This is a genomic window from Variovorax sp. 10N412, assembly GCF_056394985.1.
This window is the reverse complement of record NZ_JBFTIO010000022.1, coordinates 74,752-100,095: the sequence shown is the minus strand read 5'-3', so window position 1 is coordinate 100,095 and position 25,344 is coordinate 74,752. Positions and strand designations below refer to the sequence as shown.

At 69.2% G+C, this 25,344-nt stretch carries 21 protein-coding genes; 9 read left to right on the top strand and 12 right to left on the bottom strand.

Annotated elements, in window-relative coordinates; all coding sequences use genetic code 11:
* From bcsB to AC1DJH_RS30755, 3 genes are all read left to right on the top strand, one after another.
* Window positions 1-2,246 (top strand): cellulose biosynthesis cyclic di-GMP-binding regulatory protein BcsB (bcsB, locus tag AC1DJH_RS30765; protein WP_478188304.1); only part of this gene is annotated, 2,246 nt, incomplete at its 5' end.
* A gap of 7 nt (window positions 2,247-2,253) precedes the next feature.
* Entirely contained in the window at window positions 2,254-3,594 is a 1,341-nt protein-coding gene (gene bcsZ / locus AC1DJH_RS30760) for a cellulose synthase complex periplasmic endoglucanase BcsZ (protein ID WP_478188303.1), read from the top strand.
* Window positions 3,570-7,964 (top strand): cellulose biosynthesis protein BcsC, encoded by a 4,395-nt coding sequence (locus AC1DJH_RS30755; RefSeq protein ID WP_478188302.1) that lies wholly within the window; start codon window positions 3,570-3,572, stop codon window positions 7,962-7,964. The genes bcsZ and AC1DJH_RS30755 overlap by 25 nt, the downstream gene beginning before the upstream one ends.
* A gap of 39 nt (window positions 7,965-8,003) precedes the next feature.
* Here the strand turns inward: AC1DJH_RS30755 and AC1DJH_RS30750 are convergent, their stop codons facing one another.
* Both AC1DJH_RS30750 and AC1DJH_RS30745 read right to left on the bottom strand, forming a co-directional pair.
* A complete protein-coding gene (locus tag AC1DJH_RS30750) occupies window positions 8,004-9,347 on the bottom strand; it encodes a putative bifunctional diguanylate cyclase/phosphodiesterase (protein WP_478188301.1) in 1,344 nt (447 codons plus the stop codon).
* A gap of 163 nt (window positions 9,348-9,510) precedes the next feature.
* Window positions 9,511-9,870, bottom strand: a complete 360-nt coding sequence (locus AC1DJH_RS30745) for a hypothetical protein (RefSeq protein ID WP_478188300.1) — start codon at window positions 9,868-9,870, stop codon at window positions 9,511-9,513.
* 185 nt (window positions 9,871-10,055) lie between these two features.
* Here AC1DJH_RS30745 and AC1DJH_RS30740 point away from each other — a divergent pair, with 185 nt between their 5' ends.
* From AC1DJH_RS30740 to AC1DJH_RS30730, 3 genes are read left to right on the top strand one after another with little or no spacing between them, the layout of a single operon-like run.
* Entirely contained in the window at window positions 10,056-10,739 is a 684-nt protein-coding gene (locus AC1DJH_RS30740) for an HAD family hydrolase (RefSeq protein ID WP_478188299.1), read from the top strand.
* Window positions 10,736-12,400, top strand: coding sequence for a phosphoglucomutase (alpha-D-glucose-1,6-bisphosphate-dependent) (gene pgm, locus AC1DJH_RS30735; RefSeq protein ID WP_478188298.1), 1,665 nt, complete (start codon window positions 10,736-10,738; stop codon window positions 12,398-12,400). The genes AC1DJH_RS30740 and pgm overlap by 4 nt, the downstream gene beginning before the upstream one ends.
* Before the next feature lie 4 nt (window positions 12,401-12,404).
* On the top strand, window positions 12,405-12,815 hold the full coding sequence (locus tag AC1DJH_RS30730; protein ID WP_478188297.1) for a PPC domain-containing DNA-binding protein: 411 nt from the start codon (window positions 12,405-12,407) through the stop codon (window positions 12,813-12,815).
* Here AC1DJH_RS30730 and AC1DJH_RS30725 read toward each other — a convergent pair.
* Genes AC1DJH_RS30725 through AC1DJH_RS30715 form a run of 3 tightly spaced genes read right to left on the bottom strand, consistent with a single transcriptional unit; the run spans window position 12,781 to window position 14,779 of the window.
* Window positions 12,781-13,860: an aldo/keto reductase gene (locus AC1DJH_RS30725; protein WP_478188296.1), complete on the bottom strand. Its 1,080-nt coding sequence runs from the start codon at window positions 13,858-13,860 to the stop codon at window positions 12,781-12,783. The two genes, AC1DJH_RS30730 and AC1DJH_RS30725, sit on opposite strands and share 35 nt — an antisense overlap.
* The gene (locus AC1DJH_RS30720) at window positions 13,857-14,210 is read right to left on the bottom strand and encodes a TIGR04076 family protein (RefSeq protein WP_478188295.1); all 354 of its coding nucleotides are present in this window, start codon (window positions 14,208-14,210) and stop codon (window positions 13,857-13,859) included. The genes AC1DJH_RS30725 and AC1DJH_RS30720 overlap by 4 nt, the downstream gene beginning before the upstream one ends.
* 32 nt (window positions 14,211-14,242) lie before the next feature.
* A complete protein-coding gene (locus tag AC1DJH_RS30715) occupies window positions 14,243-14,779 on the bottom strand; it encodes a helix-turn-helix domain-containing protein (RefSeq protein WP_472112372.1) in 537 nt (178 codons plus the stop codon).
* Between the two features lie 203 nt (window positions 14,780-14,982).
* Between AC1DJH_RS30715 and AC1DJH_RS30710 the strand changes: the two genes are divergently transcribed.
* Together AC1DJH_RS30710 and AC1DJH_RS30705 are read left to right on the top strand one after the other, a co-directional pair.
* Window positions 14,983-15,279: a DUF3311 domain-containing protein gene (locus AC1DJH_RS30710; RefSeq protein ID WP_478188294.1), complete on the top strand. Its 297-nt coding sequence runs from the start codon at window positions 14,983-14,985 to the stop codon at window positions 15,277-15,279.
* Window positions 15,276-16,748 carry a sodium:solute symporter family protein gene (locus tag AC1DJH_RS30705; protein ID WP_478188293.1) on the top strand — a complete coding sequence of 491 codons (1,473 nt, stop codon included), beginning with the start codon at window positions 15,276-15,278 and terminating at the stop codon, window positions 16,746-16,748. The genes AC1DJH_RS30710 and AC1DJH_RS30705 overlap by 4 nt, the downstream gene beginning before the upstream one ends.
* A 7-nt stretch (window positions 16,749-16,755) precedes the next feature.
* On the opposite strand, the gene AC1DJH_RS30700 is transcribed toward AC1DJH_RS30705, so the two are convergent.
* The 4 genes from AC1DJH_RS30700 to AC1DJH_RS30685 form a co-directional block, all read right to left on the bottom strand.
* A complete protein-coding gene (locus AC1DJH_RS30700; RefSeq protein WP_478188292.1) occupies window positions 16,756-18,129 on the bottom strand; it encodes a homoserine dehydrogenase in 1,374 nt (457 codons plus the stop codon).
* Window positions 18,130-18,402: 273 nt separating this feature from the next.
* On the bottom strand, window positions 18,403-19,458 hold the full coding sequence (locus AC1DJH_RS30695) for an amino acid ABC transporter permease (protein WP_435493048.1): 1,056 nt from the start codon (window positions 19,456-19,458) through the stop codon (window positions 18,403-18,405).
* Window positions 19,455-20,453 (bottom strand): amino acid ABC transporter permease, encoded by a 999-nt coding sequence (locus tag AC1DJH_RS30690; protein ID WP_478188291.1) that lies wholly within the window; start codon window positions 20,451-20,453, stop codon window positions 19,455-19,457. Before AC1DJH_RS30690 ends, AC1DJH_RS30695 begins: the two co-directional genes overlap by 4 nt.
* The gene (locus AC1DJH_RS30685) at window positions 20,450-21,484 is read right to left on the bottom strand and encodes an amino acid ABC transporter substrate-binding protein (protein ID WP_478188290.1); all 1,035 of its coding nucleotides are present in this window, start codon (window positions 21,482-21,484) and stop codon (window positions 20,450-20,452) included. Before AC1DJH_RS30685 ends, AC1DJH_RS30690 begins: the two co-directional genes overlap by 4 nt.
* 165 nt (window positions 21,485-21,649) lie before the next feature.
* Here AC1DJH_RS30685 and AC1DJH_RS30680 point away from each other — a divergent pair, with 165 nt between their 5' ends.
* The gene (locus AC1DJH_RS30680) at window positions 21,650-22,045 is read left to right on the top strand and encodes a DoxX family protein (protein ID WP_472112384.1); all 396 of its coding nucleotides are present in this window, start codon (window positions 21,650-21,652) and stop codon (window positions 22,043-22,045) included.
* A gap of 6 nt (window positions 22,046-22,051) precedes the next feature.
* Here AC1DJH_RS30680 and def read toward each other — a convergent pair whose 3' ends face one another.
* The 3 genes from def to ligA all read right to left on the bottom strand — a co-directional run bounded on the left by def (window position 22,052) and on the right by ligA (window position 25,323).
* Window positions 22,052-22,591: a peptide deformylase gene (gene def, locus AC1DJH_RS30675; protein ID WP_478188289.1), complete on the bottom strand. Its 540-nt coding sequence runs from the start codon at window positions 22,589-22,591 to the stop codon at window positions 22,052-22,054.
* Window positions 22,592-22,629: 38 nt separating this feature from the next.
* Window positions 22,630-23,112 (bottom strand): hypothetical protein, encoded by a 483-nt coding sequence (locus tag AC1DJH_RS30670; protein WP_472112390.1) that lies wholly within the window; start codon window positions 23,110-23,112, stop codon window positions 22,630-22,632.
* Between the two features lie 111 nt (window positions 23,113-23,223).
* Window positions 23,224-25,323, bottom strand: a complete 2,100-nt coding sequence (gene ligA, locus AC1DJH_RS30665; protein WP_478188288.1) for an NAD-dependent DNA ligase LigA — start codon at window positions 25,321-25,323, stop codon at window positions 23,224-23,226.
* Window positions 25,324-25,344 lie beyond the last annotated feature (21 nt).

Here is a 25,344-nt window from a genome sequence, read left to right as displayed (position 1 = left end):
CCGCGCCGRCAGCGCAGACCGCGCCGACCGCGGCCGCATCGCGCGCATCGGCTGTGCCGCCGGCCCCCGCCACCGTCGCCGCCGGTGCACCTGCCGCCAGCCCGGCCGCCGGCGCTGTGCGCGAATTCAACCTCACGCAGCTGGGCATCGACTACGCGGTGCAGCTGCGCGGCATCAGCGGCACGGTGGGCATTCCGTTCAACGTGCGCGCCGACGAGCTGGTCACGGCCGCCTCGTTCAAGCTGAACTACGCCTATTCGCCCTCGCTGATTCCCGAGCTGTCGCACCTGAAGGTCACGGTGAACGACGTGCTGGTGGCCACGCTGGCGGTGAACCGCGCCGACGCGGGCAAGCCGCAGACGGCCGACATTCCGATCGACCGGCGCCTGATCACCGAATTCAACCGCATCAACGTCGAGTTGATCGGCCACTACACGCGCGAGTGCGAAGACCCGGCCCACACCAGCCTGTGGGCACGCATCGACGCCACCAGCACGCTGAAGCTGACCGTGGCGCCGCTGAAGCTCACGAACGACCTGGCCACGCTGCCGCAGCCCTTCTTCGACCGCCGCGACGTGCGGCGCGCGCGCATTCCCTTCGTCTTCGGCGCGCCCGCGGCGGGCCCGGTGCTCGAAGCGGCCGGCGTGCTGTCGTCGTGGTTCGGCTCGCTGGCCGACTACCGCGGCGCGACCTTTCCGGTGTCCAGCGGCGAACTGCCGAACGGCCATGCCGTGGTGTTCGTCACGCCCGAGTCGAACATTCCCGGCCTCACGCTGCCTGCCATCCAGGGCCCGGCGCTGGCCGTGGTCGACAACCCGCAGGACGTCTCGGGCAAGTTGCTGCTGGTGATCGGGCGCAACCCGGCCGAACTGCGCACGGCCGCCGCCGCGCTGGCGCTCAACAGCAAGGCCTTTGCCGGCGCGCAGGCCGCGGTCACCGCGTTCCAGGAGCCGCCGGCGCGCAAGCCCTATGACGCGCCGCGCTGGATCCCGAGCGACCGCGCGTTGCAGCTCGGCGAGCTGACCACCGCCGCCGACCTGTCGGTGACCGGCTACAACCCCGACGTGGTGCGCGTCAACCTGCAGTTGCCGCCCGACCTGTTCACCTGGCGCAGCCGCGGCATTCCGCTCGACCTGCAATACCGCTACACGCCGCGCGTGCGGCCCGACCAGTCGACGCTGAACGTCAACGTCAACGACAACTTCATCGGCGGACTGCCGCTGCGCTCGGCCAACCCGGCCGGCGACCGCTGGTGGAACCCGCTGGCCGTGAAGCTGATGCCCGACGGCACGCTGGCAGAGAACAAGGAAATCATCCTGCCGCCGCTGGCCATGGGCGCGCGCAGCCAGCTGCGGCTGCACTACTACTTCGAGCCCGTGGGCGGGCGCTGCGTGCCGCAGCTGGACAACGTGCGCGGCTCGATCGACCCGACCTCCAAGATCGACGTGTCGGGCTTCCCGCACTTCATCGCAATGCCCGAGCTGGCGGCCTATGCCAACGGCGGCTTCCCGTTCTCGCGCATGGCCGACCTGTCGGACACCGCCGTGATCCTGCCGGACCAGCCCGACAGCAACGACACCGAGACCTACCTGGGCCTGCTCGGCCAGATCGGCCGCTCCACCGGCTACCCCGCGCTGCGCGTGAAGGTGGGCCGCTCGGGCGAGGCGGCGCAATGGGCCGACAAGGACCTGCTGGTCATCGGCAACCTGCAGAGCCAGCCGCTGTTCACGCAGTGGGCGGACAAGATGCCGCTCAAGCGCAACGGCAATGCGCCGGAGCTCAAGCTCAACAGCTGGATCGACAACGCCGTCGACTTCGTGATCGGCGCGCGCACCCGCGAGGACTTGCCCGGCGCGATGCAGATCGCGGTGAGCGACGACGGCCGCGACGCGGTGCTGGCCGGCTTCGAGTCGCCGCTGCGCAGCGGGCGCAGCGTGATCGCCGCCATCACCACCGCGGGCTCGAAGGAAGCGCTGCTCAACGCGCTCATGACGCCCGACCTGCTCAAGAGCGTGCAGGGCAGCATGACCATCGTGCGCGACACGCAGGTCAACAGCGTGCTGGGCGGCGACACCTACTACGTCGGCCGCCTGCCTCCCATCGCGTGGGTGCAATGGAACCTGTCGCGCAGCCCGCTGCTGCTGGGCGCGCTGGTGATCGTGCTGGCCCTGCTGGGCGCGGCCGTGTCCTATGCGGGCCTGCAACTGCGGGCGCGCCGTCGCCTGTCGGTCAACAAGGCCAAATAATCTCTTCATGCGACGTTTGCAGATCATCACGCCCTCCCCCCCACCGCTCGCGGGCCGACGCGCCCTGCTGGCGGCGGCCGGCCTTGCGCTGACGCTTCCCAAGCTGGCGGCCGCCGCGCCGGGCACGGGCACCGCGCCTGCTGCCGCCCCTGCGGCGGCGCCGGCTTCCGCAGCCGCACGGGCCAACGCGCCCTCGCCTTCTTCGTCCGCGGCTGCGCCGGCTCCCGCCCCGGTCGCCGCGGCCTGCCATCCGGCCACCGACTGGGCCGCCTTCTCGGGGCGCCACATCCAGCCCGACGGCCGGGTGATCGACTTCAGCACGGCGCAGCAGCAGTCGACCTCCGAAGGCCAGTCGTACGGCCTGTTCTTCGCGCTGGTCCACAACGACCGCGCCACCTTCGCGCGCGTGCTGTCCTGGACCGAGGCCAACCTCGCGGGCGGCAGCCTGGCCAAGCAGTTGCCGGCCTGGCAGTGGGGCCGCAAGCCTGAAGGCGGCTGGGGCGTGCTCGATGCCAACTCGGCATCCGACTCGGACCTGTGGATCGCCTACGCGCTGATGGAAGGCGGCCGGCTCTGGAACGAGGTCAACTACCGCACCCTCGGGCGCGCCGTGCTGGCCATGGTGGTGCGCGACGAAGTGATCTCGCTGCCCGGGCTCGGCCGCATGCTGCTGCCCTGGCCCAAGTCGGTGGCCAGCGGACCGCTGTGGCGCCTCAATCCGAGCTACATGCCGCTGCAGTTGCTGCGCTACTTCCAGCAGGCCGACCCGGCGGGCCCGTGGAGCGAGGTCACGGACAACACGCTGCGCATGTTCGGCGGCGTCACGCCCAAGGGTTTCGCGCCCGACTGGTGCGCCTGGTCGCAGAGCGATCGCGCTTTCGTGCCCGACCCGCTGAAGGGTGCCACCGGCAGCTACGACGCCATTCGCACGTACCTCTGGGCGGGCATGCTGTCCGACAAGGACCCGGCCCGCAAGATGCTGCTGCTGAACCTGCGAGGCCCGCACCAGGAGTTGGCCAATGGCCATCCGGTGCCCGAATACGTCGACACCGTGACGGGTGCCGTGCGCGGCATGGCGCCGCTGGGTTTCTCGGGCGCGATGCTGCCCTACCTGAAGGCGCTGAACGACAACGACGCCCTGGCCGTGCAGGTCGCGCGCGTGCCGGGCGGCCGGGTGCCCCCTCGTGCGCCGAACGACACCACCCCGCCGGTGGCGCCTTTACCCTACTACGAACAGTGCCTGTTGCTTTTCGGGCAGGCCTGGCTCGACGGCCGCTATGAATTCGGCCGAAACGGCCAGCTGCAAACCTCATGGAGAACGCTATGCCGTCCCAATCGACCGGCTTGAAGCCGCAGCGTCCCTCTCGCGTCGCCCCAATTGCGTCGCCGCGCACGCCGGGGCGCCTGTCGTCCCAGTCGCAGCAATGGATGGCCTGCCTCGGCATGCTCGCGGCGCTGTGCACCGCCAACCCTGCCCACGCGCAGGCCGACGCCGCGGCGGCGCTCGTCGAGCAAGGCAACTACTGGCAGGCCCAGGGCCGTGCCGACCTGGCTGAGGAGAGCTGGAAGAAGCTGCTGACCGTCAACCCGCGCTCGGCCGACGCGATGTACGGCATGGCGCAGGTCGAGCTGTCGCGCAACAACGCGGAGCCCGCACGCAGCTGGATCGCCCGGCTGCGCGCCGCCGCCCCGAACGACCCGCGCCTTGCACGCCTGCAGCAGCAGGCCCAGCAGCCCGGCCAGGCCGGCAGCACGCTGCAGCGCGCCCGCGCCGCCGCGCGCAGCGGCCGCGCTGCCGAGGCCGTGGAGCTGTACCGCAGCCAGTTCGACAACAAGGCGCCGCCCGAGGCGCTGGCGCTGGAGTACTACCAGGTGCTCGCCAGCACGCCGCAAGGCGCCGACGAGGGCCGCAAGGGCCTCGAGCAGCTGGTGAAGGACCACCCCGACAACGCCAACTACCGGCTCGCGCTGGCGCAGCAGAAGACCTACAGCGAACCGACGCGCCGCGCCGGCATCCGCGAACTGGTCGAGCTGAGCAAGCAGCCCGCCGTGGCCGGCGCCGCGCGCGCGGCCTGGCGCCAGGCGCTGATCTGGCTCGACGCGCGCCAGCCCGACGTGCCGCTTTACCAGGACTACCTGAGCAGCAACCAGACCGATGCGGCCGTGGCTGCCCGGCTGGAAACGCTCACCACCGCCAAGGCCGCCGCGGCCAGCACGCCCGACGTGCCCGTGGGCGAAGGCTTCAAGGCGCTGGACCGCGGCGACGCGGCCACCGCCGAGCAGCGCTTCCAGCTGGCGCTGCGCGCCAAGGCCGACGACACAGAGGCCCTGGGCGGCCTGGGCCTGGTGCGGCTGCGCCAGGAGCGCTTCAGCGAAGCGCAGGAACTGCTGGAGCGCGCGGTGCGCGGCGGCGGCAGCAAATGGAATTCGGCGCTGCAAAGCGCCACCTACTGGACGCTGGTCGGGCAGGCCCGCGCCGCGCAAGGCAAGAACGACCTGCGCGGTGCGCAGTCGCTGTATGAGCGCGCCGTGCGCATCGACGCGCGCGAACCCGTGGGCCAGAACGCGCTGGCCGACCTGCGCGCCGCCGCCGGCGACTACGCGCAGGCCGAGCAGGGCTACAAGCGCGTGCTCGAAAGCAAGCCGCAGAACACGCAGGCGCTGCGCGGGCTGATCTCGGTGTACGGCCAGACCGGCCGCCCCGACGAGGCCCTGGCGCTCGCGCGCCGCCTCACGCCCGAGCAGGCCACGCAGCTCGGCGGCCTGCGCGACATCCAGGTCGAGCAGGCACGCACCCGTGCCCGCCAGCAAGCCGATGCCGGTGACGCGGCCGGCGCGCAGCGCACGCTCGAAGACGCGATGCTCGCGGCGCCCGACAGCCCGTGGGTGCGCCTGGACCTGGCGAACATCTACCGCAAGCAAGGCATGGTGTCCGAGGCGCGCGGTGTGATGGAAGGGCTGCTGATGTCGCAGCCCGACATGCCCGACGCGCTGTACGCCAGCGCCCTGCTCGCCTCCGAAACGGGCGACTCGGCCGCCGGCATCCAGTACCTCGAACGCATTCCCGCCGCATCGCGCACGCGCGACATGGCCGGGCTGCAACGCCGCCTGTGGGCGCAGTCGCAGGCCGCGCGCGCACTCGCATTGGCACGCCAGGGCCAGGTCGACGCGGCCCGCGGCGTGCTCGCCCAGGCCGAGTCGGCGCTGAGCACCGACATGCCGGCCGAACTGTGGGGCCAGCTGGCAGGCGCCTACGCGGAGATCGGCGACGCGCCGCGCGCGCTCGCCATGAGCCGCCAGCTGCTCGCGCGCTCGCCCACCCCGAGCATCGGCGACCGCCTGCTGTACGCGTCGGTGCTGCTCAAGACCAAGCAGGACATCGAGCTGTCCGCCGTGCTGCGCCAGCTTGCCAGCGTGAACATGACGGCCAGCCAACGCAACGACTTCGACAGCCTGCGCGTGGCCTTCGCGCTGCGCCAGGCCGACGCGCTGCGCGAAGCCGGCAACCTGGAGGCCGCGTACAACGCGATGGCGCCGGTGCTGGCCGAGCGCCCGAACGACCCGCAGGCCATGGGCGCGCTGGCGCGCATGTACTCGGCGGCCCGCGACGAGAGCCAGGCCCTGGCCCTGTACCAGCGCATTCTTCAGCGCAACCCGACCGACCTGGACACCCTGCTGGCCGCCGCCGCCAGCGCCAGTGCGCAGCGCGAACACGGCGAGGCCGAGAACTACGTCATGGCCGCGCTGAAGCAGGCGCCCGACCAGTCGCGCGTGCTGGCTGCCGCCGGCCGCGTGTACCGCAATGCGGGCGAAAGCCGCAAGGCCGAGCAGTACCTGCGCGCGGCGGTGGACGCCGAACGGCAGGTCGCCTCGGGCGGTGCGCCGGGCGGCGTGCCGTCACAGATGGGGGGCGGCAACCCGTTCGCCGGCATGACCGGCAGCGGCGCGCCGGGCGCGGCCGTGCCCACGGGCTATCCGCCGGCCAACGGCAACCCGTTCGCGCAGCAGGCGCGCATGCAGCCGGTGTCCTATCCCGGTGCGGCGGCCGCGGCGCCGGTCTACGCGCAGGCCTACCCTGCGGCGGGTTACCCCGTGAACCCGCAGCAGCAGGCCTACCCTGCCTACCCGGGCGGGGCGACGCCGAACGCCTACCCACCGGGTGCCCTGCCCTGGGGTACCGCCGCACCGGCGTCCACGGCCAAGGGCCGCGCGGCCACGGCCAAGGGTGCGACGCGCACCGCGCGCAACAACGCGAACAACAGCAACGTGCCGCAAGCCTCGGCCTATGTGGCACCGTCGATGCAGCCGATGCAGCAGTACCCGGTGCCCGGCACGCAGCAGGTGGCGCCGGTCTACATTCCGCAGGCGCAACCGGGCGGCTATCCGGCGTATCCGCAAGCCAATGCGGCCTATGCGCAGGCCAACGCCCCGCGCAGCGAACCCAGCTGGAATGCGCCGCTGCGCCCCGCGCCGGCGACCACGCTGACCTCCGAGCTGCAGGACCTCGAGGCGCAGCGCGCCGTCAGCCTCACCGCCGGCACCGTCTTTCGCAACCGTGCGGGCGAGGCGGGCCTGAGCCGGCTGTCGGACTTCCAGCTGCCGGTGCAGGCACGCTTTCCGGTCGGCGAAGGCAAGATCGTCGTGGGCGTGACGCCCACGGTGCTCGACGCCGGCACGCCCGCCAGCGACTACCCCACCGGCAGCCGCTTCGGCGGCGGCCCGGCGGCGGCGCTCAATGCGCTGCGCAGCGGCACGACGACCAACCAGCAGAACGCCAGCGGCGTCGGCCTGAACGTGGGCTACGAAGGCAAGAACCTCGAGGCCGGCATCGGCACCACGCCATTGGGTTTCCCGACCACGAACGTGGTGGGCAACGTCACCTTCAAGGGTGGCTTCGGCGACTCGTGGACCTACAAGGCCGACCTCTCGCGCCGCGCGGTGACGGACAGCGTGCTGTCGTTCGCCGGCGCGAAGGACGAGCGCACCAACGAGCGCTGGGGCGGCGTGGTCGCCACCGGCGCGCGCGGCGACATCGGCTACGACGACGGCACCTACGGTGTGTACGGCTACCTCGCGGCGCACGGCATCACGGGCAAGAACGTGGCCAGCAACTCGCGCTTCGAAACGGGCGGCGGCGCCTACCTGCACCTGCTGAACAGCGCCAGCTCCAAGCTCACGCTGGGCATGAACATCGGGCTGATGGGCTACGACAAGAACCTCAGCTACTACACCTTCGGGCAAGGCGGCTACTTCAGCCCGCAGAGCTTCGTGAGCGTGGCGTTCCCGGTCGACTGGACCGGCCGCGCCGACCGGCTCTCGTGGCGTGTGAACGCCTCGCTGGGCGTGCAGTCGTTCACCCAGAAGTCGTCGCCCTACTTCCCGACGGACCCGACGCGCAACGCCGGCGCATCGAGCGCGGCCAGCGAAGCGCTGGCGCTGGGCCTGAGCAGTGCGGTCTACAACAACACGTACGCCAGCACGTCGAAGACCGGCCTGGCCTACAACCTGGCCGCGGTGCTCGAGTACCAGCTGGCGCCGAAGATGTTCCTGGGGGGTGCGCTCGGCTTCAACAACGCGCAGAACTACCGCCAGTTCACCGGCAGCGTGTACCTGCGCTACATGTTCGGCGGCTCCAGCACGCTGGGTGCGCCGGGCTACGGCAGCGGGAGCGGCACCACGCTGAACCCGATGACCTCGCCCTACACGCCGCTGCTCTGACGCGCAAGCCGGGGCGCCGGGCCCCGGTTCGGCGCCCTGTCAGCTGGGGGCCACAGCGGGCAGCACGATCGTGCCGGTCGGCGCGTCGGTGCCCCACAGGGGCGCCTGCTCGTACTGCGCCACCCATTGCACGATGTCCTTGGCGGCCATTGGCCTGGCAATGCCGTAGCCCTGGGCCAGCGTGCAGCCCATGGCGAGCAGCACTTCGCCCAGCTTCGCGGTTTCCACGCCCTCGGCCACCGCCGTGAGGCCGAGCGCATTCAGCAGCGCCAGGATGCCCTGCACGATGGCGCGGTCCTGTTCGTTCTCGGCCATGCCGCGCACGAAGGACTGGTCGATCTTCACGGCAGACACCGGCAACTGGCGCAGGTAGGTCAGCGACGAATAGCCGGTGCCGAAGTCGTCGATGGTGACGCCCACGCCCAGCGCCTTGCAGGCCTCCACGAACAGGGCGACGTTCGCGAACTGGCTGATGGCGGTGGTCTCGAGGATTTCCAGCTCGAGCATGCCGGCGCCCAGCTTCGGAAACTGCGCCAGGTGGCGCGCCAGCCGGTCGACGAAGTCCCAGCGCATCATGTGGCGCGGCGCGACGTTCACGCTCACCGAAATCTGCAGGCCCGCCAGGCGCCACTGGTGCGCCTGCCAGAGCGCGGTGGCAATGGCCCAGTCGCCCACCTGCTCGACCAGCGCATCGTCCTCGATGAGCGGCACGAACTGCACGGGTGGCAGCAGGCCGCGCTCGGGGTGCTGCCAGCGGATCAGTGCCTCCACGCCGACCACCACGCCGCGCTGCATGTCGACCTTGGGCTGGTAGACCAGGAAGAACTCGCCCTGCAGCAGCCCTTCCTGGATGCGCTGGCGTTCGCGCACGATCTGCTCGTCGGCGCGCGCCTGCGGGGCGTCGAAATAGTGCACCTTGCCGTCGGCCGCGCGCTTGGCGAAGAAGGCCGCGTGCTGTGCCTGGCGCAGGGCGGTTTCGGGCGGCGGGCCGTTGCTGTCGAGCATCATGGCGCCGATGCTGGCGTCGATGCTGGCGGGCTGGTCGCGCCAGGCCCAGGGCTCGGCCAGCGCGGTCTGGATGCGTTCGAGCACCTGCGCGCATTGCGAGGTGCCCAGGCCGGCGAACACGGCCGCGAATTCGTCGCCGCCTACCCGGGCCATCACGCTCTCGCGGGGCAACTGCGCCTGCACGCGGCGGGCCACCTCTTCGAGCGCGGCATTGCCCGCCACCATGCCCAGGCGGTCGTTCAGCTCGGCAAAGCGGTCGACGTCGATGTAGCAGACGGCCGCCAGGCGCTTGCCTGCCCGGGCCCAATCGGCCATCAGCGGGCGCAGCACCTCATCCGGCGGAAGGCGTGCCGAACCGTCGTAGTACGAAGGCAATGAGACGGGAGGTTGGGTGTTCGACAAAAGACTGTGGCTCCGGAAAGTCGCGGACTATTGTTCTCCCAATTCGGGGCATTCTGCGGTCAGGCACCCAGAAATGTTACACGCGCAGTGTGCGCACAACACTCGTGCATGCATCCCGCGGCCGCCGCCAGCCGGGCTAGCCACAGAACGCACCCACCACCCGGCCGGTGGACTCGATCTGCACGCTGAGCCGCGTGATGTCCGGCGCCGGATAGTCGGTGTCCGCGGCCAGCACGACGCGCGCCAGCGTGGCGCCCGCGCGCTGGCGCATTTCTTCCAGCAGCTGCGGGGTCGCACGCAGGCCCAGCCCGAAACGCGCGGCAGCGGCCCGGCAGGCCTCGGGCGGCGCGGCGAAGCTCGGCGGCTCGGGCACCTCGGAGGTGAGCGGCCGGTCCTTCGGGGGTGCCTGGCAGCCTGCGAGCAGCAAGCCCGTTCCCATCGCCAGGGCCACGGCCCTCAGTGCAAGCCGGACCCGGCCTGGACCATTCATCGTCATGCGCATGTGTTCTTGCTCCTTGAAACTGGGCGAGAGCTTAGGGGACCCGGCGACGGCCCCGCGGCACAGGTTACGCCCGCGCCCGGGCAAAGCATCAACTAATTCACGCTGCCGCAGGCCGGTCTCGCGTTCGAGGCGTATGCTGAAACCGACGCCCGCACCCAGGCCCACCGGCCGCCCCTTCCATGACACAGCAGCAGCCTGCCCCCACTGTTTTCCTGATCGACGTCGACAACACCCTGCTCGACAACGACCGGGTCATTGCCGACCTTCGCAAGCACCTCGAGGACGCCTTCGGCGCCGACAGCGCCAACCGCTACTGGACGGCCTTCGAGCAGTTGCGCAGCGAACTGGGCTACGTCGACTACCTGGGCGCCCTGCAGCGCTACCGCGCCGAGGAAAGCCGCCACGGCATGAGCGACTCCCGGCTGCTGCTGATGTCGAGCTTTCTCATCGACTACCCCTTCGCCGAGCGGCTCTACCCCGGCGCGCTGGAGGCCCTGAAGCACCTGCGCCGCCATGGGCCCACGGTGATCCTGTCCGACGGCGACGTGGTGTTCCAGCCGCGCAAGGTGCAGCGCTCGGGCCTGTGGGACGCCACCGAGGGCCGCGTGCTGATCTACGTGCACAAGGAGCAGATGCTCGACGCCATCGAGCAGTGCCACCCGGCGAAGCACTACGTCATGATCGACGACAAGCTGCGCATCCTGTCGGCCATGAAGGCCATCTGGGGGCCGCGTCTGACGACGGTCTTCGTGCGGCAAGGGCACTATGCGCTGGACACGCAGGCCATTGCCGCCTACGCCCCCGCCGACATCACCATCGAACGCATCGGCGACCTGATCAACTTCGACTTTCCATCGACATGAGCCAAGCCACCAACCCACTCGCGGGACAGCCCGCCCCGCTCGACCTGCTGGTCAACGTGCCGCGACTGATCTCTGCCTACTACACCGGGCGGCCCGACCCGTCCGTGGCCAGCCAGCGCGTGGCCTTCGGCACCTCGGGGCACCGCGGCTCTTCGTTCGACGACGCCTTCAACGAATGGCACGTGCTGGCCATCAGCCAGGCCATCTGCGACTACCGCAAGCACAAAGGCATCGACGGCCCGCTGTTCCTGGGCATCGACACGCATGCGCTGTCCACGCCGGCCTTCAACAGCGCGGTGGAGGTGCTCGCGGCCAACGGGGTCGAGCTGATGATCTCGAAGGACGACGAATACACGCCCACGCCGGCCGTGTCGCACGCGATCCTGGTCTACAACCGAGGCCGCGCACCGGGCTCGCGCGGCCTGGCCGACGGCATCGTCATCACGCCTTCGCACAACCCCCCCGAGAGCGGCGGCTTCAAGTACAACCCGCCCAACGGCGGCCCGGCGGGCACCGACATCACCTCGGCCGTCGAAGCGGCGGCCAACAGGATGCTGGCCAACAACCTCGAGGGCGTGAAGCGCATGCCGCTCGCGCAGGCCCTGCGCGCCTCGACCACGCACCGGCACGACTACCTGAACACCTACGTCGAGGACCTGGCGCAGGTGCTGGACATGGACGCGATCCGCGGCGTGGACATCGACCTGGGCGTCGACCCGCTGGGCGGTGCCGGCGTGCACTACTGGCCGGCGATCGCGGCACGCTACAAGCTGTCGCGGCTCAGCGTGCTGAGCCAGGAGGTCGACCCGACCTTCCGCTTCATGTCGCTCGACTGGGACGGCCGCATCCGCATGGACCCCTCGTCGCCCGACGCCATGCACAAGCTGATTGCCCTGAAAGACCGCTTCGGCATCGCCTTCGCCTGCGACACCGACCACGACCGCCACGGCATCGTGGCGGGCAGCACGGGGCTGATGCAGCCCAACAGCTACCTCGCCGTGATGATCGACTACCTCTACACGCACCGCCCGCAATGGCCCGCCCATGCGGCCGTGGGCAAGACGGTGGTGAGCAGCCAGATGATCGACCGCGTCACCGCGCGGCTGGCGCGCAGGCTGTACGAGGTGCCGGTGGGCTTCAAGTGGTTCGTCGACGGTCTGGTCGATGCCTCGCTGGCCTTCGGCGGCGAAGAGAGTGCCGGCGCGACCTTCCTGCGCCACGACGGCACGGTGTGGACCACCGACAAGGACGGCATGGTGCCCGCCCTGCTCTCGGCCGAGATCGCCGCGCGCACCGGGCGCGACCCGGGCGAGCGCTACGCGGAGCTGACGAAGGCGCTGGGCCAGCCGGTGTCCGACCGCGTGGACGCGGCGGCCACCGTCGAGCAGAAGAAGCGGCTGTCGAGCCTGTCGCCGGAACAGATCCGCTCCACCGAACTGGCGGGCGACAAGATCGTGAACGTGCTGAGCCGTGCACCGGGCAACGGCGCGGCCATCGGCGGCGTGAAGGTGGTCACCGAGAACGGCTGGTTCGCGGCGCGGCCTTCGGGCACGGAGAACATCTACAAGATCTACGGCGAGAGCTTCAAGGGCACGGAGCACCTGGCACGCATCCTCGAAGAGGCGCAGCAGGTGGTGGACGGGGCGCTCTCGGGGTCTTGATGCCATGCACACGCTGGTGCTGCGGCTGAACCCGGGTGACGACCTGCGGGCGTCGCTCGATGCGGCCTTGAAGCAAGCCGGTGCGCAGGCCGCGTTCGTCGTCTCGGGCATCGGCAGCCTGCGCGGGGCCAGCGTGCGCTTCGCGGGTGCCGAGACGCCGGCACGCATCGAGGGCGACCTGGAAATCCTCACGCTGGCGGGCAGCCTGTCGCCCGACGGCTCGCACATTCACATGAGCGTGTCGGACAGCGAGGGCCGGGTCTTCGGCGGGCATGCGGCGCCCGGGTGCGTGGTACGCACCACGGCCGAAATCCTTGTCGCCGTGCTGCCCGACTGGCAGTTCGCGCGCACGCACGACCCGCTCACCGGCTACGCCGAACTCAGTGCGGCTTGTCGTTCAGGTCGTACTTCATGATGCGGCCATGGCGGCCTTCGAGGTCGCGCTCGACGGCGTAGACATCGCCACTCGGCGCGCTGCGCTGCGAGAGCACCGCATCGAGCGACGCGAGATCGGCCGCATCCAGCTGAAGGTCGAGCACCTTCAGGTGATCCGCCAAGTGGTCGCCGCGCCGCACACCGACGATCACGGCCGCCACGGCCTCTTGCTGCAGCACCCAGCGCATCGCCACGGTCGAGATCGACACGCCATGCCGCAGCGCGATCTGCTTCAGTTGCCCCAGCAACTGCTGGAACAGGTCCCAGCCGCCGAAGTCGTCGATGATGAGCTTGTACTTGACCAACGAGCGGTTCTCGAACGACTGCCCCGGATCGCCGACGCCCAGCCAGCGCTCCGACAGGAAGCCGCCGGCCACGCTGCCGTAGCACAGCAGCTTCATTCCTGACTGCATTCCGTACGGCGCCATCAGCGGCGCGGGCCGCTGGTCGAGCAGCGAATACTGCACCTGCATGCTGAACAGCGGCACGCCCGCATCGGCCATCTCGCGCGCGTGCGCGGTGTCGAAGTTGGTGCCCCCCAGGCGGTCGATCTTGCCGGCGCGCTGCAGTTCCACCAGCCAGTGCGCCACCTCGAGATAGCGCGGCACGGCGTAGTCCCACCAGTGGAACTGCACGAGGTCGAGCCGCTCCATGCGCAGGCGCTTCAGCGAGCGGTCGATGATCTGCTCGACCTGGCGCTTGTCGATGCTCGGCAGGAGGGCCAGGTCGGGCACGAACTTGGTATGCACGCGCAGCTGCGAGAGGCTGTCACGGCCATGGCGCTGGACGTGGTCGGCGCGAAACTCGCCGATCATTTCTTCCACGCCGGTGTAGATGTCGGCGCAATCGAAGGTGGTGATGCCGGCGTCGTAGTACGCCGCCATGTCGGCGATGGCACGCGTGCGGTCCACGTCGCCGTGGCCGCCGGCCAGCTGCCAGCCCCCCTTCAGCAGGCGTGAAATTTCATAGCCGGGCGCAAGTTCGATGCGGTGTTGCGAATTCTTCGAAGGCTGCGAGGGGTTCATGAGGACTCGTTCGATGGATGGACAACCGCCGTGGTGTCGGCGTGGCGAAAGGTGCGCAGCCCCATGCGCGTGATGCGAAAACGCGAGGGGCAGTTCGGGTCGGGGCAGGCCACCTCGGCGTCGGTGCTCATCCAGTCGTTCGCGTCGGTGGGCCGCTGCTTGGCGGCCAGCAGCGGCAGCAAGGCGCCCAGCGAATAGATCGAGAAGCCCTGCCCCTCGGGCAGGTGCAGCATCTCGCCGCGCAATTCGAAATGGTCGCCGACCTTGGCGCCGCAGTAGATGCGGGCGCCTTCCGGCGCGACCACTTCAACGCGCAGGTCGTGGAGCGTGAAACTGGGGTCGGGGGTCATCGTGGGCCTCGCATGTTCAGGTGCTCAGGTGTTCAAGGGTTGGGCGGCGTGACCGACAGGATGATTTCGGTCGGCGCCTTCGACTGGTTCAGGTAGCGGTGCGGCAGGCGCGAGTCGAACGAGATGCTCTCGCCCGCCAGCACCGGGTAGTCGACGCCCGCGATTTGCGCCACCAGCGCGCCCGCGACCACGTACACGCACTCGGTCGATGCGTGGCCGCGCGGTTCGTCGGCCGATACCTGGCCGGGCTGCAGCACGGCGCGCAACACTTCGAGCTGGCCATTGCCGGCCGTGAGGCGCTCGTAGCCGACCTGCCCCTTGGGCGCGGTGAGCAGCGAGCGTTCGCCGGGGCGGCTGATCCACACCGACGCCGGGGCGGTTTCGGAGAACAGCGAGGAGACCGACTCGCCGAACACGCCGGCCAGGCGCCGCATGGTCTCGAGGCTGGGGTCGGTGATGGCGCGCTCGATCTGGCTGAGCAGCGTGGCCGACACACCGGCCTGAGTCGCGAGTTCGCGCAAGGACAGGCCCCGTGCGGTCCGAAGCTCCTTCAGTCGCTCACCGATCATTCGGGCGCTCCATCAGTTGTGCAGTGTGGCTTCATTGATTGGCGATGGTATGTGCTGTGAGACTGCACGTCAACGGTGCATTCGATCAAAGGTGGTGCATATCTATTTACCTGGAAATAGCTGAAACCCTGCTTGCGTTTTTTGACAACCCGATTGCACACTCCAGCCAGTTTTGTGCAGTATCACTTTACAGGAGCAGAGAGATGGTCGACACCCCTCCCGCGCGCAGCATGCAGCCACCCCGCCTGGGCCACCGATGGCTGCTGGTCTTCCCTTTTGTCTGGCAGGCCTGCCTGGCCCCGGCGGTGAACGACATCGCAGCCCGGCCCTTCGGCATGCCCTTTCCGATGTTCTGGCAGATGGCGGGCATCGTGCTCACGAGCGTGGTGATCGCCCTCGTCTTCCGGCTCGACGCGCGGGCAGGCGTCGAAGCCGAAGAGGCCGACTTTCTGGAAAAGAGCCTGAAGGCCGAAGATGCTGGCAAGGACGGTGCGCCATGAAGCTCGTGATCGTCCTTGCCATCCTGCTGGCCACCGTGGCGGGCGCCGTGGCCTACGGCCGCCGCACGGGTCACGGCAAGAGCTTCGCCGACTGGGCCGTCGGGGGCCGCAGCCTCGGCACGCTGGTGTTCTGGTTCATGAACGCCGGCGAGGTCTACACCACCTTCGCGGTACTCGGCATCTCGGGGTATGCATGGGCGCTGGGCGCGCCCGCCTACCTGGCGTTCTGCTCGGTCTCGATGAGCTATGCGGTCGGCTACTGGCTGATGCCGAAGATCTGGCGCGCAGGACGGCTGCGCGGGTTGCTCACGCAGTCGGACTTCTTCGCCGCGCGCTACGACGCGCCCTGGCTCGGCGTGCTGACCGGCATGGTCGGCATCGCGTCGCTGGTGGTGTACGTGCAGATCCAGCTGGTGAGCCTCGGGCTGATCGTGCAGCTCACGCTGGGCAACAGCATCTCCAGCGAAGCCGCGACCATCGGTGCCGGCGTGCTGATGATCGCCTTCGTGTTCACGGCCGGTGTGCGCTCCGCCGCCTTCGCGGCCGGCGTGAAGGACATCCTGATGGTGGTCGTCGTGGTGCTGCTGAGCGTGACGGTGGCCAGCAAGGTCGGCGCGGCCTCGCTGATGGACCTGTTCTCGATGGCGGAAAGCAAGCACCCGGGCATCGGCAAGTTTCCGGGGCTGGACGCCACCTCGCCCACCACGGCGATCTGGCTCATGACCTCGGCCATCAACATCGCGCTGGGCAACTGGGTCTTTCCACACCTGTTCCAGATGTCGTACACGGCGCACAGCGCTACCGCCATCCGTCGCAACGCGATCTGGCAGCCGCTGTATTCGCTGGCCTATTTCTTCATCATCCTGCTGGGCTTCGCGGCACTGCTGGCGAACACCCTGCCGCCGGGCGGCAACCTGAACGCTGCCCTGCTGCAGTTCGTGTCGGACCGTTACCCGGCCTGGACGGTCGGGCTGCTTGCGGGCACGGGCTTTCTGCTGGCGCTGGCGCCAGGCTCGCTGCTGCTGCTGACGGCGGGCTCGATCTTCACGCGCAACGTGGTGCAGCCGTTCCGGCCCGGGCTGGGCGAGCGCGGGTCGCTGGCGTTTTCGCGCGGCTCGCTGGTGGTGTTCGCGGCAATCGCGGTGTGGCTGTCGATCAGCCAGAAGGGTTCGCTGGTGAAGATCCTGCTCGACGCCTATTCGGCCATCGGCATGCTGGCGCCCGGCGTGTTCCTCGGATTCCTGTGGAAACGCACCAGCGCCATCGGCGTGCTGGCCGGGTTGGTGGCGGGCTTCGTCGCCTTGCTGGCGCCGTTCGCGGCGAAGTTCTGGGCGACGGCGGCGCCGCAGTGGGAGGCCGGCCTGATCGCGATGGCGATCAACGCCGCCGTGGTCGTGGTGGTGAGCCTGGCCACCCGTGCGCCGCAGCGCGATGCGGTCGCGCTGGGGCTGCAGCCTCGGGCGGCCTGAAGCGGGCTCAGCCTTCCAGCGCCTCCACGCGCAGCGTCACCACCGGGCCGGCCACTTCGGTCCGTGCCTGCAGCGCATGCACCGCCAGGTCGAGCGTGCCCTGCGCCACGCGGCCGGTCAGCACCAGCACCTGCGGGCCCACGCCCGGTTTCTCGGCGGCCACTGCGACCTGCCGCACCGGCACGCGCTGCTCCGCGAGGCAGGCCGTGACGGCCTGGATCTGGCCGACAGCCGTGACCGGCACGCGCAGGTAGTGCGCGGTGTGCACAGCGGCGCGGGGAAGCACCGCCAGCGCGTTCGTCGCATGGGCATGCACGCCGAGGTGCGGCACGTGCTGCGTGGCGTGAACGCCGTCGAGCCGCGCCACGTCGACCAGGTCGGCGATCACGGCGGAGGCGGTCTGCTCCGAGCCTGCGCCCGCGCCGTAGTACATCGTGAGGCCTGCCGCATCGCTCTTGACCATGACGGCGTTCATCGAGCCGTTCACATGCGCCATCAGGTGCTCGGCCGGCACCAGTGCAGGCTGCACGCGCAGCTCCACGCCATTCGCCTGCCGGCGCGCCACGCCCAGCAGCTTGATGCGGTAGCCGAGTTGCTCGGCGCAGGCCACGTCCGCGCCCTGCAGGGACGTGATGCCTTCCACCTGTGCGTCATCGAAGCGCAGCGGCATGCCGAAGGCATTGGCGGCGAGCAGGGTCAGCTTGTGGGCGGCGTCGATGCCTTCAATGTCGAAGCTGGGGTCGGCTTCGGCGTAGCCCAGCGCCTGTGCCTGGGAGAGCGCGGCGGCGAAGTCCAGGCCTTCGTCGCGCATCTTACTGAGAATGAAGTTGGTGGTGCCGTTGATGATGCCGGCCACCCACTCGATGCGGTTGGCGGCCAGTCCTTCGCGCAGCGCCTTGATGATGGGGATGCTCACCGCCACGGCGCCTTCGTAGGCCACGACCACGCCGTGCTCGCGCGCGGCAGCGAATATTTCCGTGCCGTGGACAGCCAGCAGCGCCTTGTTGGCCGTGACCACGTGCTTGCCTTGCGCAATGGCGGCCAGCACCCAGTCGCGTGCGGCACCGGTGCCGCCGGCCACTTCCACGACGACGTCGACATCGGGGTGCGTGGCGACCTGCATCGGGTCGGCCGTCAGCGCCACGCGGTCGCCCACGATGCCCGTCGCCCGCGCCAGGTCGCGCGCCGCGACGATCACCAGTTCGATCGGCCGGCCGGCGCGGGCCGCGATGTCGGCCCGGTTGCGCGCCAGCACGCGAAACGTGCCCGAGCCCACGGTGCCGATGCCGATCATCCCCACGCGCAGGGCACGGGTGGCCGCCCGATCGGTTTTCAGGCTGCCGGGCAGAGGCTCGAGGGATTCAACAGGATCGCGGTACATGGACATCTCCAGACGAAAAAACAAAACCCAGCTGCCAGAGCTGGGTTCATTCGTTCGGGGGGAGAGCGATACACCAGGTGGCTGCCGGAACGGCCACCTGCGCGTGTCAGGTGACCGCGGAGGTAATGGTGGTAATCATTCGAGCAACAACCATCGCCTGCACGGAGGCAGGCGGCATCATGCGAGCCATGGAGGCTGCGGCGGACGCGGGGTTGGAGTTGTGGCTCGTCATGAAGGCCCGGAGTGTACAACAGGCTTTTGGGGCCGCCCGGCTCAGGGCGCGGCCGACAGCCGCCTTTCGAGCCACACGCTGTAGCGCGAGAGGCCGAAGCACAGCACCCAGTACACCGCCGCGACGAAGAGGTAGCCCTCGAGGTAGAACGGCCGCCATGTGGGGTCGCCGCCCAGCGCCAGGCCCAACGCGCCGGTCAGCTCGAACAAGCCGACCACGGTCACGAGCGAGGTGTCCTTCAGCGTGCCGACCACGCTGTTGGTCAGTGCGGGTACCACGAGGCGCAGCGCCTGCGGCAGCACGATGTCGCGCTGCACCGGCCAGCGCCCGAAGCCCAGCGCCATCGCCACGTCGGTCTGCCCGCGCGGCACGGCCTGCAGCCCGCCGCGGATGATCTCGGCGAGGTAGGCCGCCACGAACAGCGTGAGTCCGGCCAGCACGCGCACCAGCACATCGGGCTGCCAGCCGGCGGGCCACAGCAGCGGGAGCAGGAACGACGCCATGAACAGCACCGAGATCAGCGGCACGCCGCGCACCAGCTCGATGTAGCTCGCGCTCAAGGTGCGCACCACCGGCCAGCCCGAACGGCGCCCCAGCGCCAGCAGCAAAGCCAGCGGAAACGCCAGCGCCAGCCCGACCACCGCCAGCCCGATGGTCAGCGGCAGGCCACCCCAGCGACTGGTGGGCACAGGGGCCAGGCCGAGCACGCCGCCACGCATCAGCCCCACGAACAGCAGCAGCGCGACAACCCACAGCGGCAGCAGCCACCAGCGCCAGCTGCGGGGCCAGGCGCTCAGCACCGTCACCGCCGACAGCACGACCACCGCGATGGCCGGACGCCATTGCTCTTCGTAGGGAAAGCGTCCGAACAGCATCGGGCGCCACTTCTCCGCCACCACGCCCCAGCAGGCGCCGTGCTGCACCGCGCGGCAGGCCTCGGCGTCGGGCCGGAACACGGCGTGCACCACACCCCATTCAATGACATGAAAGCCGACCCACGCCAGCACCGCCAGCAGCAGCACCGTGGCCAGCGCACGCAGCGGCGAACCCCACAGTTCGCTGCGCCATGCGATCGGCCCTTGCGCGACGTTCCTCATTGCCAGCCTCGCAAGGCGACGCGCGCGTTGTAGCGGTTCATGCCGAAGGAAATCAGCAGCGACAGCATCAGGTAGACGGCCATGATGATGGCGATGCACTCGAAGGCACGGCCGTTGGAGCCGATGGTGGTGTTGGCCACCGACACCAGCTCCGGATAGCCCACGGCCACCGCCAGCGACGAATTCTTGGTCAGGCTGAGCAACTGGTTGGTGAGCGACGGCACGATCACCCGCAGCGCCTGCGGCAGCACGACGATGCGCAACTGCTGCCCCGACGACAGCCCCAGCGCCTGCCCCGCCAGCACCTGCCCCTGCGACACCGACAGGATGCCCGCGCGCACGATCTCCGCCACGAACGCGGCCGAATAGAAGCTCAGGCCGGCAACGATGGTCACGTACTCCGGGCTCAGCGCCGCGCCGCCGCTCACGCCGAAGTCGCCGCGCTCGGGCCATTCGAAATGCGTGGGCCACCAGCCGCCCTCGCCCGCCACCGGCCAGGGCACGGCGAGGCCGCCCTTGCTGAGCCATACGCCCGGCAGCAGCCGAACGGGCTCGGTCGGGTCGGGCAGCAGGTTGGCCATGGCGAAGGCCAGCATCAGCAGCTGCACCAGCAGCGGCACGTTGCGCAGCAGCTCGACATACGCGGTGCAGATGCCGCGCAGCAGCACATGCGGCGCCAGCCGGCCGATGCCGATCAGCGTGCCGAGCACAACCGAGAAAATGGCTGCGGGCACCGCCGCGCGCACGGTGTTGATCAGGCCCGCCAGGAAGGCGCGCCAGGACGGCTGGCCCGCATCGAAGTCGAGCCAGCCCTCGCTGATGGAAAAGCCCGCAGGCTCGGTCAGAAAGTCGAAGCCGGAGCGAACCCCGCGCGCGCGAAGCACCTCGAGCGCATGGTGGACCACCCACGCCGCGCCGGCCACGACGGCCAGCACCAGCAGCGCCTGGACGACCCAGGCCAGCCAGGCGCCGCGGCGCGAGGCCTCAGGACTCATCGAACCGGGGGTGCGTAGATGAGGCCGCCCTTGCTCCACAGGTTGTTGGAGCCGCGCGGCAGCTTCAGCACCGACTTCGGTCCGACGTTGCGCTCGAACATCTCGCCGTAGTTGCCCACGGCCTTGATGGCGCGGAACGACCAGTCCTTGTCCAGGCCCAGCAGCTTGCCCAGGTCTTCACCGGTGCCGACCAGGCGTTGCTGCGCGGGGTCCTTGCTGTTGGCCTTGAGCTCGTCGGCGTTGGCCTGCGTGACGCCGAATTCCTCGGCCTCGATCAATGCGTTGGGCACCCACTTGGCAATGGCGAACCACTCGTCGTCGCCGCGGCGCACCAGCGGTGCGAGCGGCTCCTTGGAGATCAGCTCGGGCAGGATGAGGTAGTCGTCGGGGTTGGGCGCTTCCTTGTTGCGCAGGCCGGCCAGCGCCGAGGCGTCGGTCGTGAAGGCCTGGCAGCGGCCCGAGAAGAAGGCCTTGAACGAGGCCTCGAAGCTCTCGAACACGACGGTCTTGACCGGGATGTTCAGGCCGCGAAAGTAGTCGGAAACGTTCTTCTCGTTGGTGGTGCCCGATTGCGTGCAGATGGTCGCGTTCTTCAGCTGCTTGGCACTCGTCACCTTGAGCTTCTTCGGCACCAGGAAGCCCTGGCCGTCGTAGTAGATGATGGTGGTGAAGTTGAAGCCCAGCGACGCATCGCGCGTGAGCGTCCAGGTGGTGTTGCGCGCGAGGATGTCGATTTCGCCGGCCTGCAGGGCCGAGAAGCGCTGCTGCGAATTGAGCGGCACGAAGTCGACCTTCTTCGCATCGCCGAGCACGGCCGCCGCGATGGCGCGGCAGGTGTCGACGTCGAGGCCCGACCAGTTGCCCTGCGTGTCCGGTGCGGAGAAGCCCGCCACGCCGTTGGTCACGCCGCACTTGACGGTGCCGCGCTGCTTGACGGCGTCGAGCGTCTTGCCTGCGAAGGCCGGTGCGGCAGCGGCCAGCGCGAGGACGCAGGCGGCTGCGAGCCATGCCGGGCGGAATCGATTGTTCATTGGTGTGTTCTCCTCAACAGTAAGCGAAAGGCAGTGTACGGGCCGACACCGGACTCTGCCAAAGAACTCGGGGTTGGATGCATATGCGCGGCAAGAGGCTGACTGGAAGTGCCGGATGTTCACTACCATACGGCCCTCTCAACACTCTCACTGGAACCTACTCAAATGGTCAAATCCGACGACACCGGCAAGTTCATCCTGCGCGTTTCTCTAGGCGTGCTGATCCTGCTGCATGGCATCGCCAAGCTGCAGGGCGGCGTCGGCTTCATCTCCGGCATGCTGGCACAGCATGGGCTGCCGGGCGCGCTGGCCTACCTGGTCTACATCGGCGAGATCGTGGCGCCCGTGCTGCTGATCATCGGTCTCTACACGCGGCCGGCCGCCTGGATCGTGGCCATCAACATGCTGGTGGCGTTCGCGCTGGTCCACATGAAGGACCTGACCGCACTCGGCAAGCAAGGCGGCTGGGCGCTGGAACTGCAAGGCATGTTCCTGTTCGCGGCGCTGGCCCTGGCGTTCATGGGCGGCGGCCGCTTCGCCCTCAGCAGCAAGTACAACTGAGCAGCGTCAGTCGTCGTCGGCCGCATCGAGGCCTGGAAACAGGACCTCGGTGTAGCCGAAGCGCGAGAAATCGCGCACCCGCATCGGGTACAGCTTGCCCAGCAGATGGTCGACTTCATGCTGCACCACGCGCGCATGGAAGCCCGTGGCAATGCGCTCGATCGGGTCGCCGTACGGATCGAACCCGGTATATCGGATGTTGGCGAAGCGAGGCACCACGCCGCGCAGGCCCGGCACCGAAAGACACCCTTCCCAGCCCTCTTCCTCCTCGTCGTCCAGCGCGGTGATGACGGGGTTCAGCAGCACGGTGCGGGGCACCGGCGGCGCATCGGGATAGCGGGGGTTGACGACGTCGGTGCCGAAGATCACGAGTTGCAGGTCGACTCCGATCTGCGGCGCCGCAAGGCCGGCGCCGTTGACCGCATGCATGGTCTCGAACATGTCTCGCACCAGCAGGTGCAGTTCGTCGGTATCGAAGGCGGTGACCGGCTGCGCAATGCGCAGCAGCCGGGGATCGCCCATTTTCAGGATGTCGTGAATGGCCATGGCGGAATTATCGCCACCGGCCCTCACCCAACGACGACTCAGGGTTTGTCGGCGAGCGACGGGCCCTCACGGGCCGGCACGCCCGGTGGCGGGCGCATCACGCTGCCCGCGAGCGGCGCCTGGCGCTGCTGCGGGAATGCCACGGCGGGGGGCCGACCTCCGCCGCCAGCACCGGGTTGCGGGTAGTTGCCAGGCCGCGCGCCCTGGTAGTTCGGACGTCCACCTTGCGGATAGCCGGGTCGCGCTGCCGGATAGCCGGGCCGGCCGTAGTACTGGCGCCCACCGTCGTAATAAGGACGGCGATCACGCTCGTAGTAGCCGCCTCCATTGATATAGACCGGCGCGGGGGCAACCACCACGGGCGCAGGCTCGCTGTAGTAGGGACCCGACGAGTAACCGCCGCCATAGCCCGCGTTGTAGCCGCCACCGTAGTACGGATCGCCGGGAACCCCCACGCAACCGCTCAGCAGCGCGACGCCGCCAAGTGCAACGCTGGCACCAAGAACTCGGATTTTTTTCATGAGGAACTCTCCTTGTGGCCTTCAGTTATCTTTCAACGTCAGGTTGTAGACCCTGTTGACTGCGCTGCGATGAAGCGGCGTAACGGCCGGTAAAGAGGGCCTGCCGCTGCCTCATCCTTCGGGCGCTGCCGCTGGCAATCCGTTGGCAAGAATCTCCAGCATACGCGCCTCGTCGATGACCTCGACCCCGTTGTCCCTGGCCTTGTCCAGCTTGCTCCCGGCCTCTTCACCGGCCACGAGGTAATGGGTTTTCTTGCTGACGGAACCGGACACCTTTGCACCGGCCGCTTCCAACTTATCCTTCGCCTCGTCGCGGCTCAGCGTAGGAAGGGTACCGGTGATGACGAAGGTCAGGCCCGCCAAGGGCTTGGGCGCGCGGACCGCAGGCTCGCCCTCTTCCCAGGTCAGGCCGCAGGCGCGCAACTGCTCGACCACCTCGCGGTTGTGCGGCTGGTCGAAGAAGGTGCGCAGGCTCTGCGCCACCACCGGCCCCACGTCGTTCACTTCGAGCAACTGCGCTTCGGTGGCGTCCATGATCGCGTCCAGCTTGCCGAAGTGCTTGGCCAGATCCTTCGCGGTCGTTTCGCCCACGTGGCGGATGCCCAAGCCGAACAGAAAGCGCGGCAACGTGGTCTTCTTCGACGCTTCGAGGGCGTCGACCAGGTTCTTCGCCGACTTGTCCGCCATGCGCTCCAGCCCGGCCAATGTGGTGAAGCCCAGCTTGTACAGGTCGGGCAAGGTGCGGATCAGGTTGGCATCGACCAGCTGCTCGACGAGCTTGTCGCCGAGCCCGTCGACATCGACCGCGCGCCGCGCCGCGAAATGCAGGATCGCTTCCTTGCGCTGCGCCGCGCAGAACAGTCCACCTGTGCAGCGGTAATCGACCTCGCCCTCCTCGCGCACGGCCTCCGAATCGCATACGGGGCACCGGTGCGGCATGGTGAACTGCGCGCCGCGCTCGCCGTCGGGTTTGGCCAGGCTCTCGGGCACGACGCCGACCACTTCGGGAATCACGTCGCCGGCCCGCCGCACGATGACGGTGTCGCCCACGCGCACGTCCTTGCGGCGTGCCTCGTCCTCGTTGTGCAGCGTGGCATTGGTCACGGTCACGCCGCCGACGAACACCGGCGCGAGCTTGGCCACCGGCGTGAGCTTGCCGGTGCGCCCGACCTGGATCTCGATGCCCAGCACCTCGGTCAGCTGCTCTTGCGCGGGGTACTTGTGGGCCACGGCCCAGCGCGGCTCGCGCGAAACAAAGCCCAGTTGCCGCTGCAGCTCGATGCTGTCGACCTTGTAGACCACGCCGTCGATGTCGTAGGGCAAGGCATCGCGCTGGCGGCCGATGTTTTCGTGGAATGCTATCAATTCAATAGCTCCAGTCGCACGTGCGGTCTGCGTGGCGACGGGAAAGCCCCATGCACCGAACTGCTTGAGCCAGTCGAACTGCGTCGGATGGTCGGGCCCGCCCTCGGCCGCGGGGGTGACCTCGCCGAGGCCGTAGGCGAAGAAGCTCAAGGGCCTTTCCGCGGCGATGGCCGGGTCGAGCTGGCGAACAGCGCCCGCCGCCGCATTGCGCGGATTGACGAACACCTTCTCGTTCTTCTGCCCGGCCGCGATCTTCTCGCGCTGGCGTTCGTTGAGCGCATCGAAATCGGCGCGTTTCATGTAGACCTCGCCGCGCACCTCGACCACGGGCGGCGCCTTGCCGTTCAGGCGCAGCGGGATCTCGCGCACGGTGCGGATGTTCTGCGTGACCTCTTCGCCCACCTCGCCGTCACCGCGCGTGGCGGCCTGCACCAGCACGCCGTTCTCGTAGCGCAGGTTCATGGCCAGCCCGTCGAACTTCAGCTCGCACACGTACGACACCTGCGGCCCGTCCTCGGCCAGGCCCAGCTCCTTGCGCACACGCGCATCGAAGGCGCTCGCGCCGCCGGGCGTGATATCGGTCTCCGTGCGGATCGACAGCATCGGCACCCTGTGGCGCACCTTGGTGAAGCCGTCGAGCACCTTGCCGCCCACGCGCTGCGTCGGCGAATCGGGCGTGCGCAGGTCGGGGAACTCGGTTTCGAGCGCCTGCAGCCGCTGGAACAGCTTGTCGTACGCGGCGTCCGGCAGCTCGGGCGCGTCCAGCACGTAGTAGAGATGGCCGTGCCGGTGAAGCTGTTCGCTCAGTGCGGCGGCTTCGCGTGCCGCTTCGTCGCGCGTCGTCATGGGGTGTCTCCCGAAAGTCGG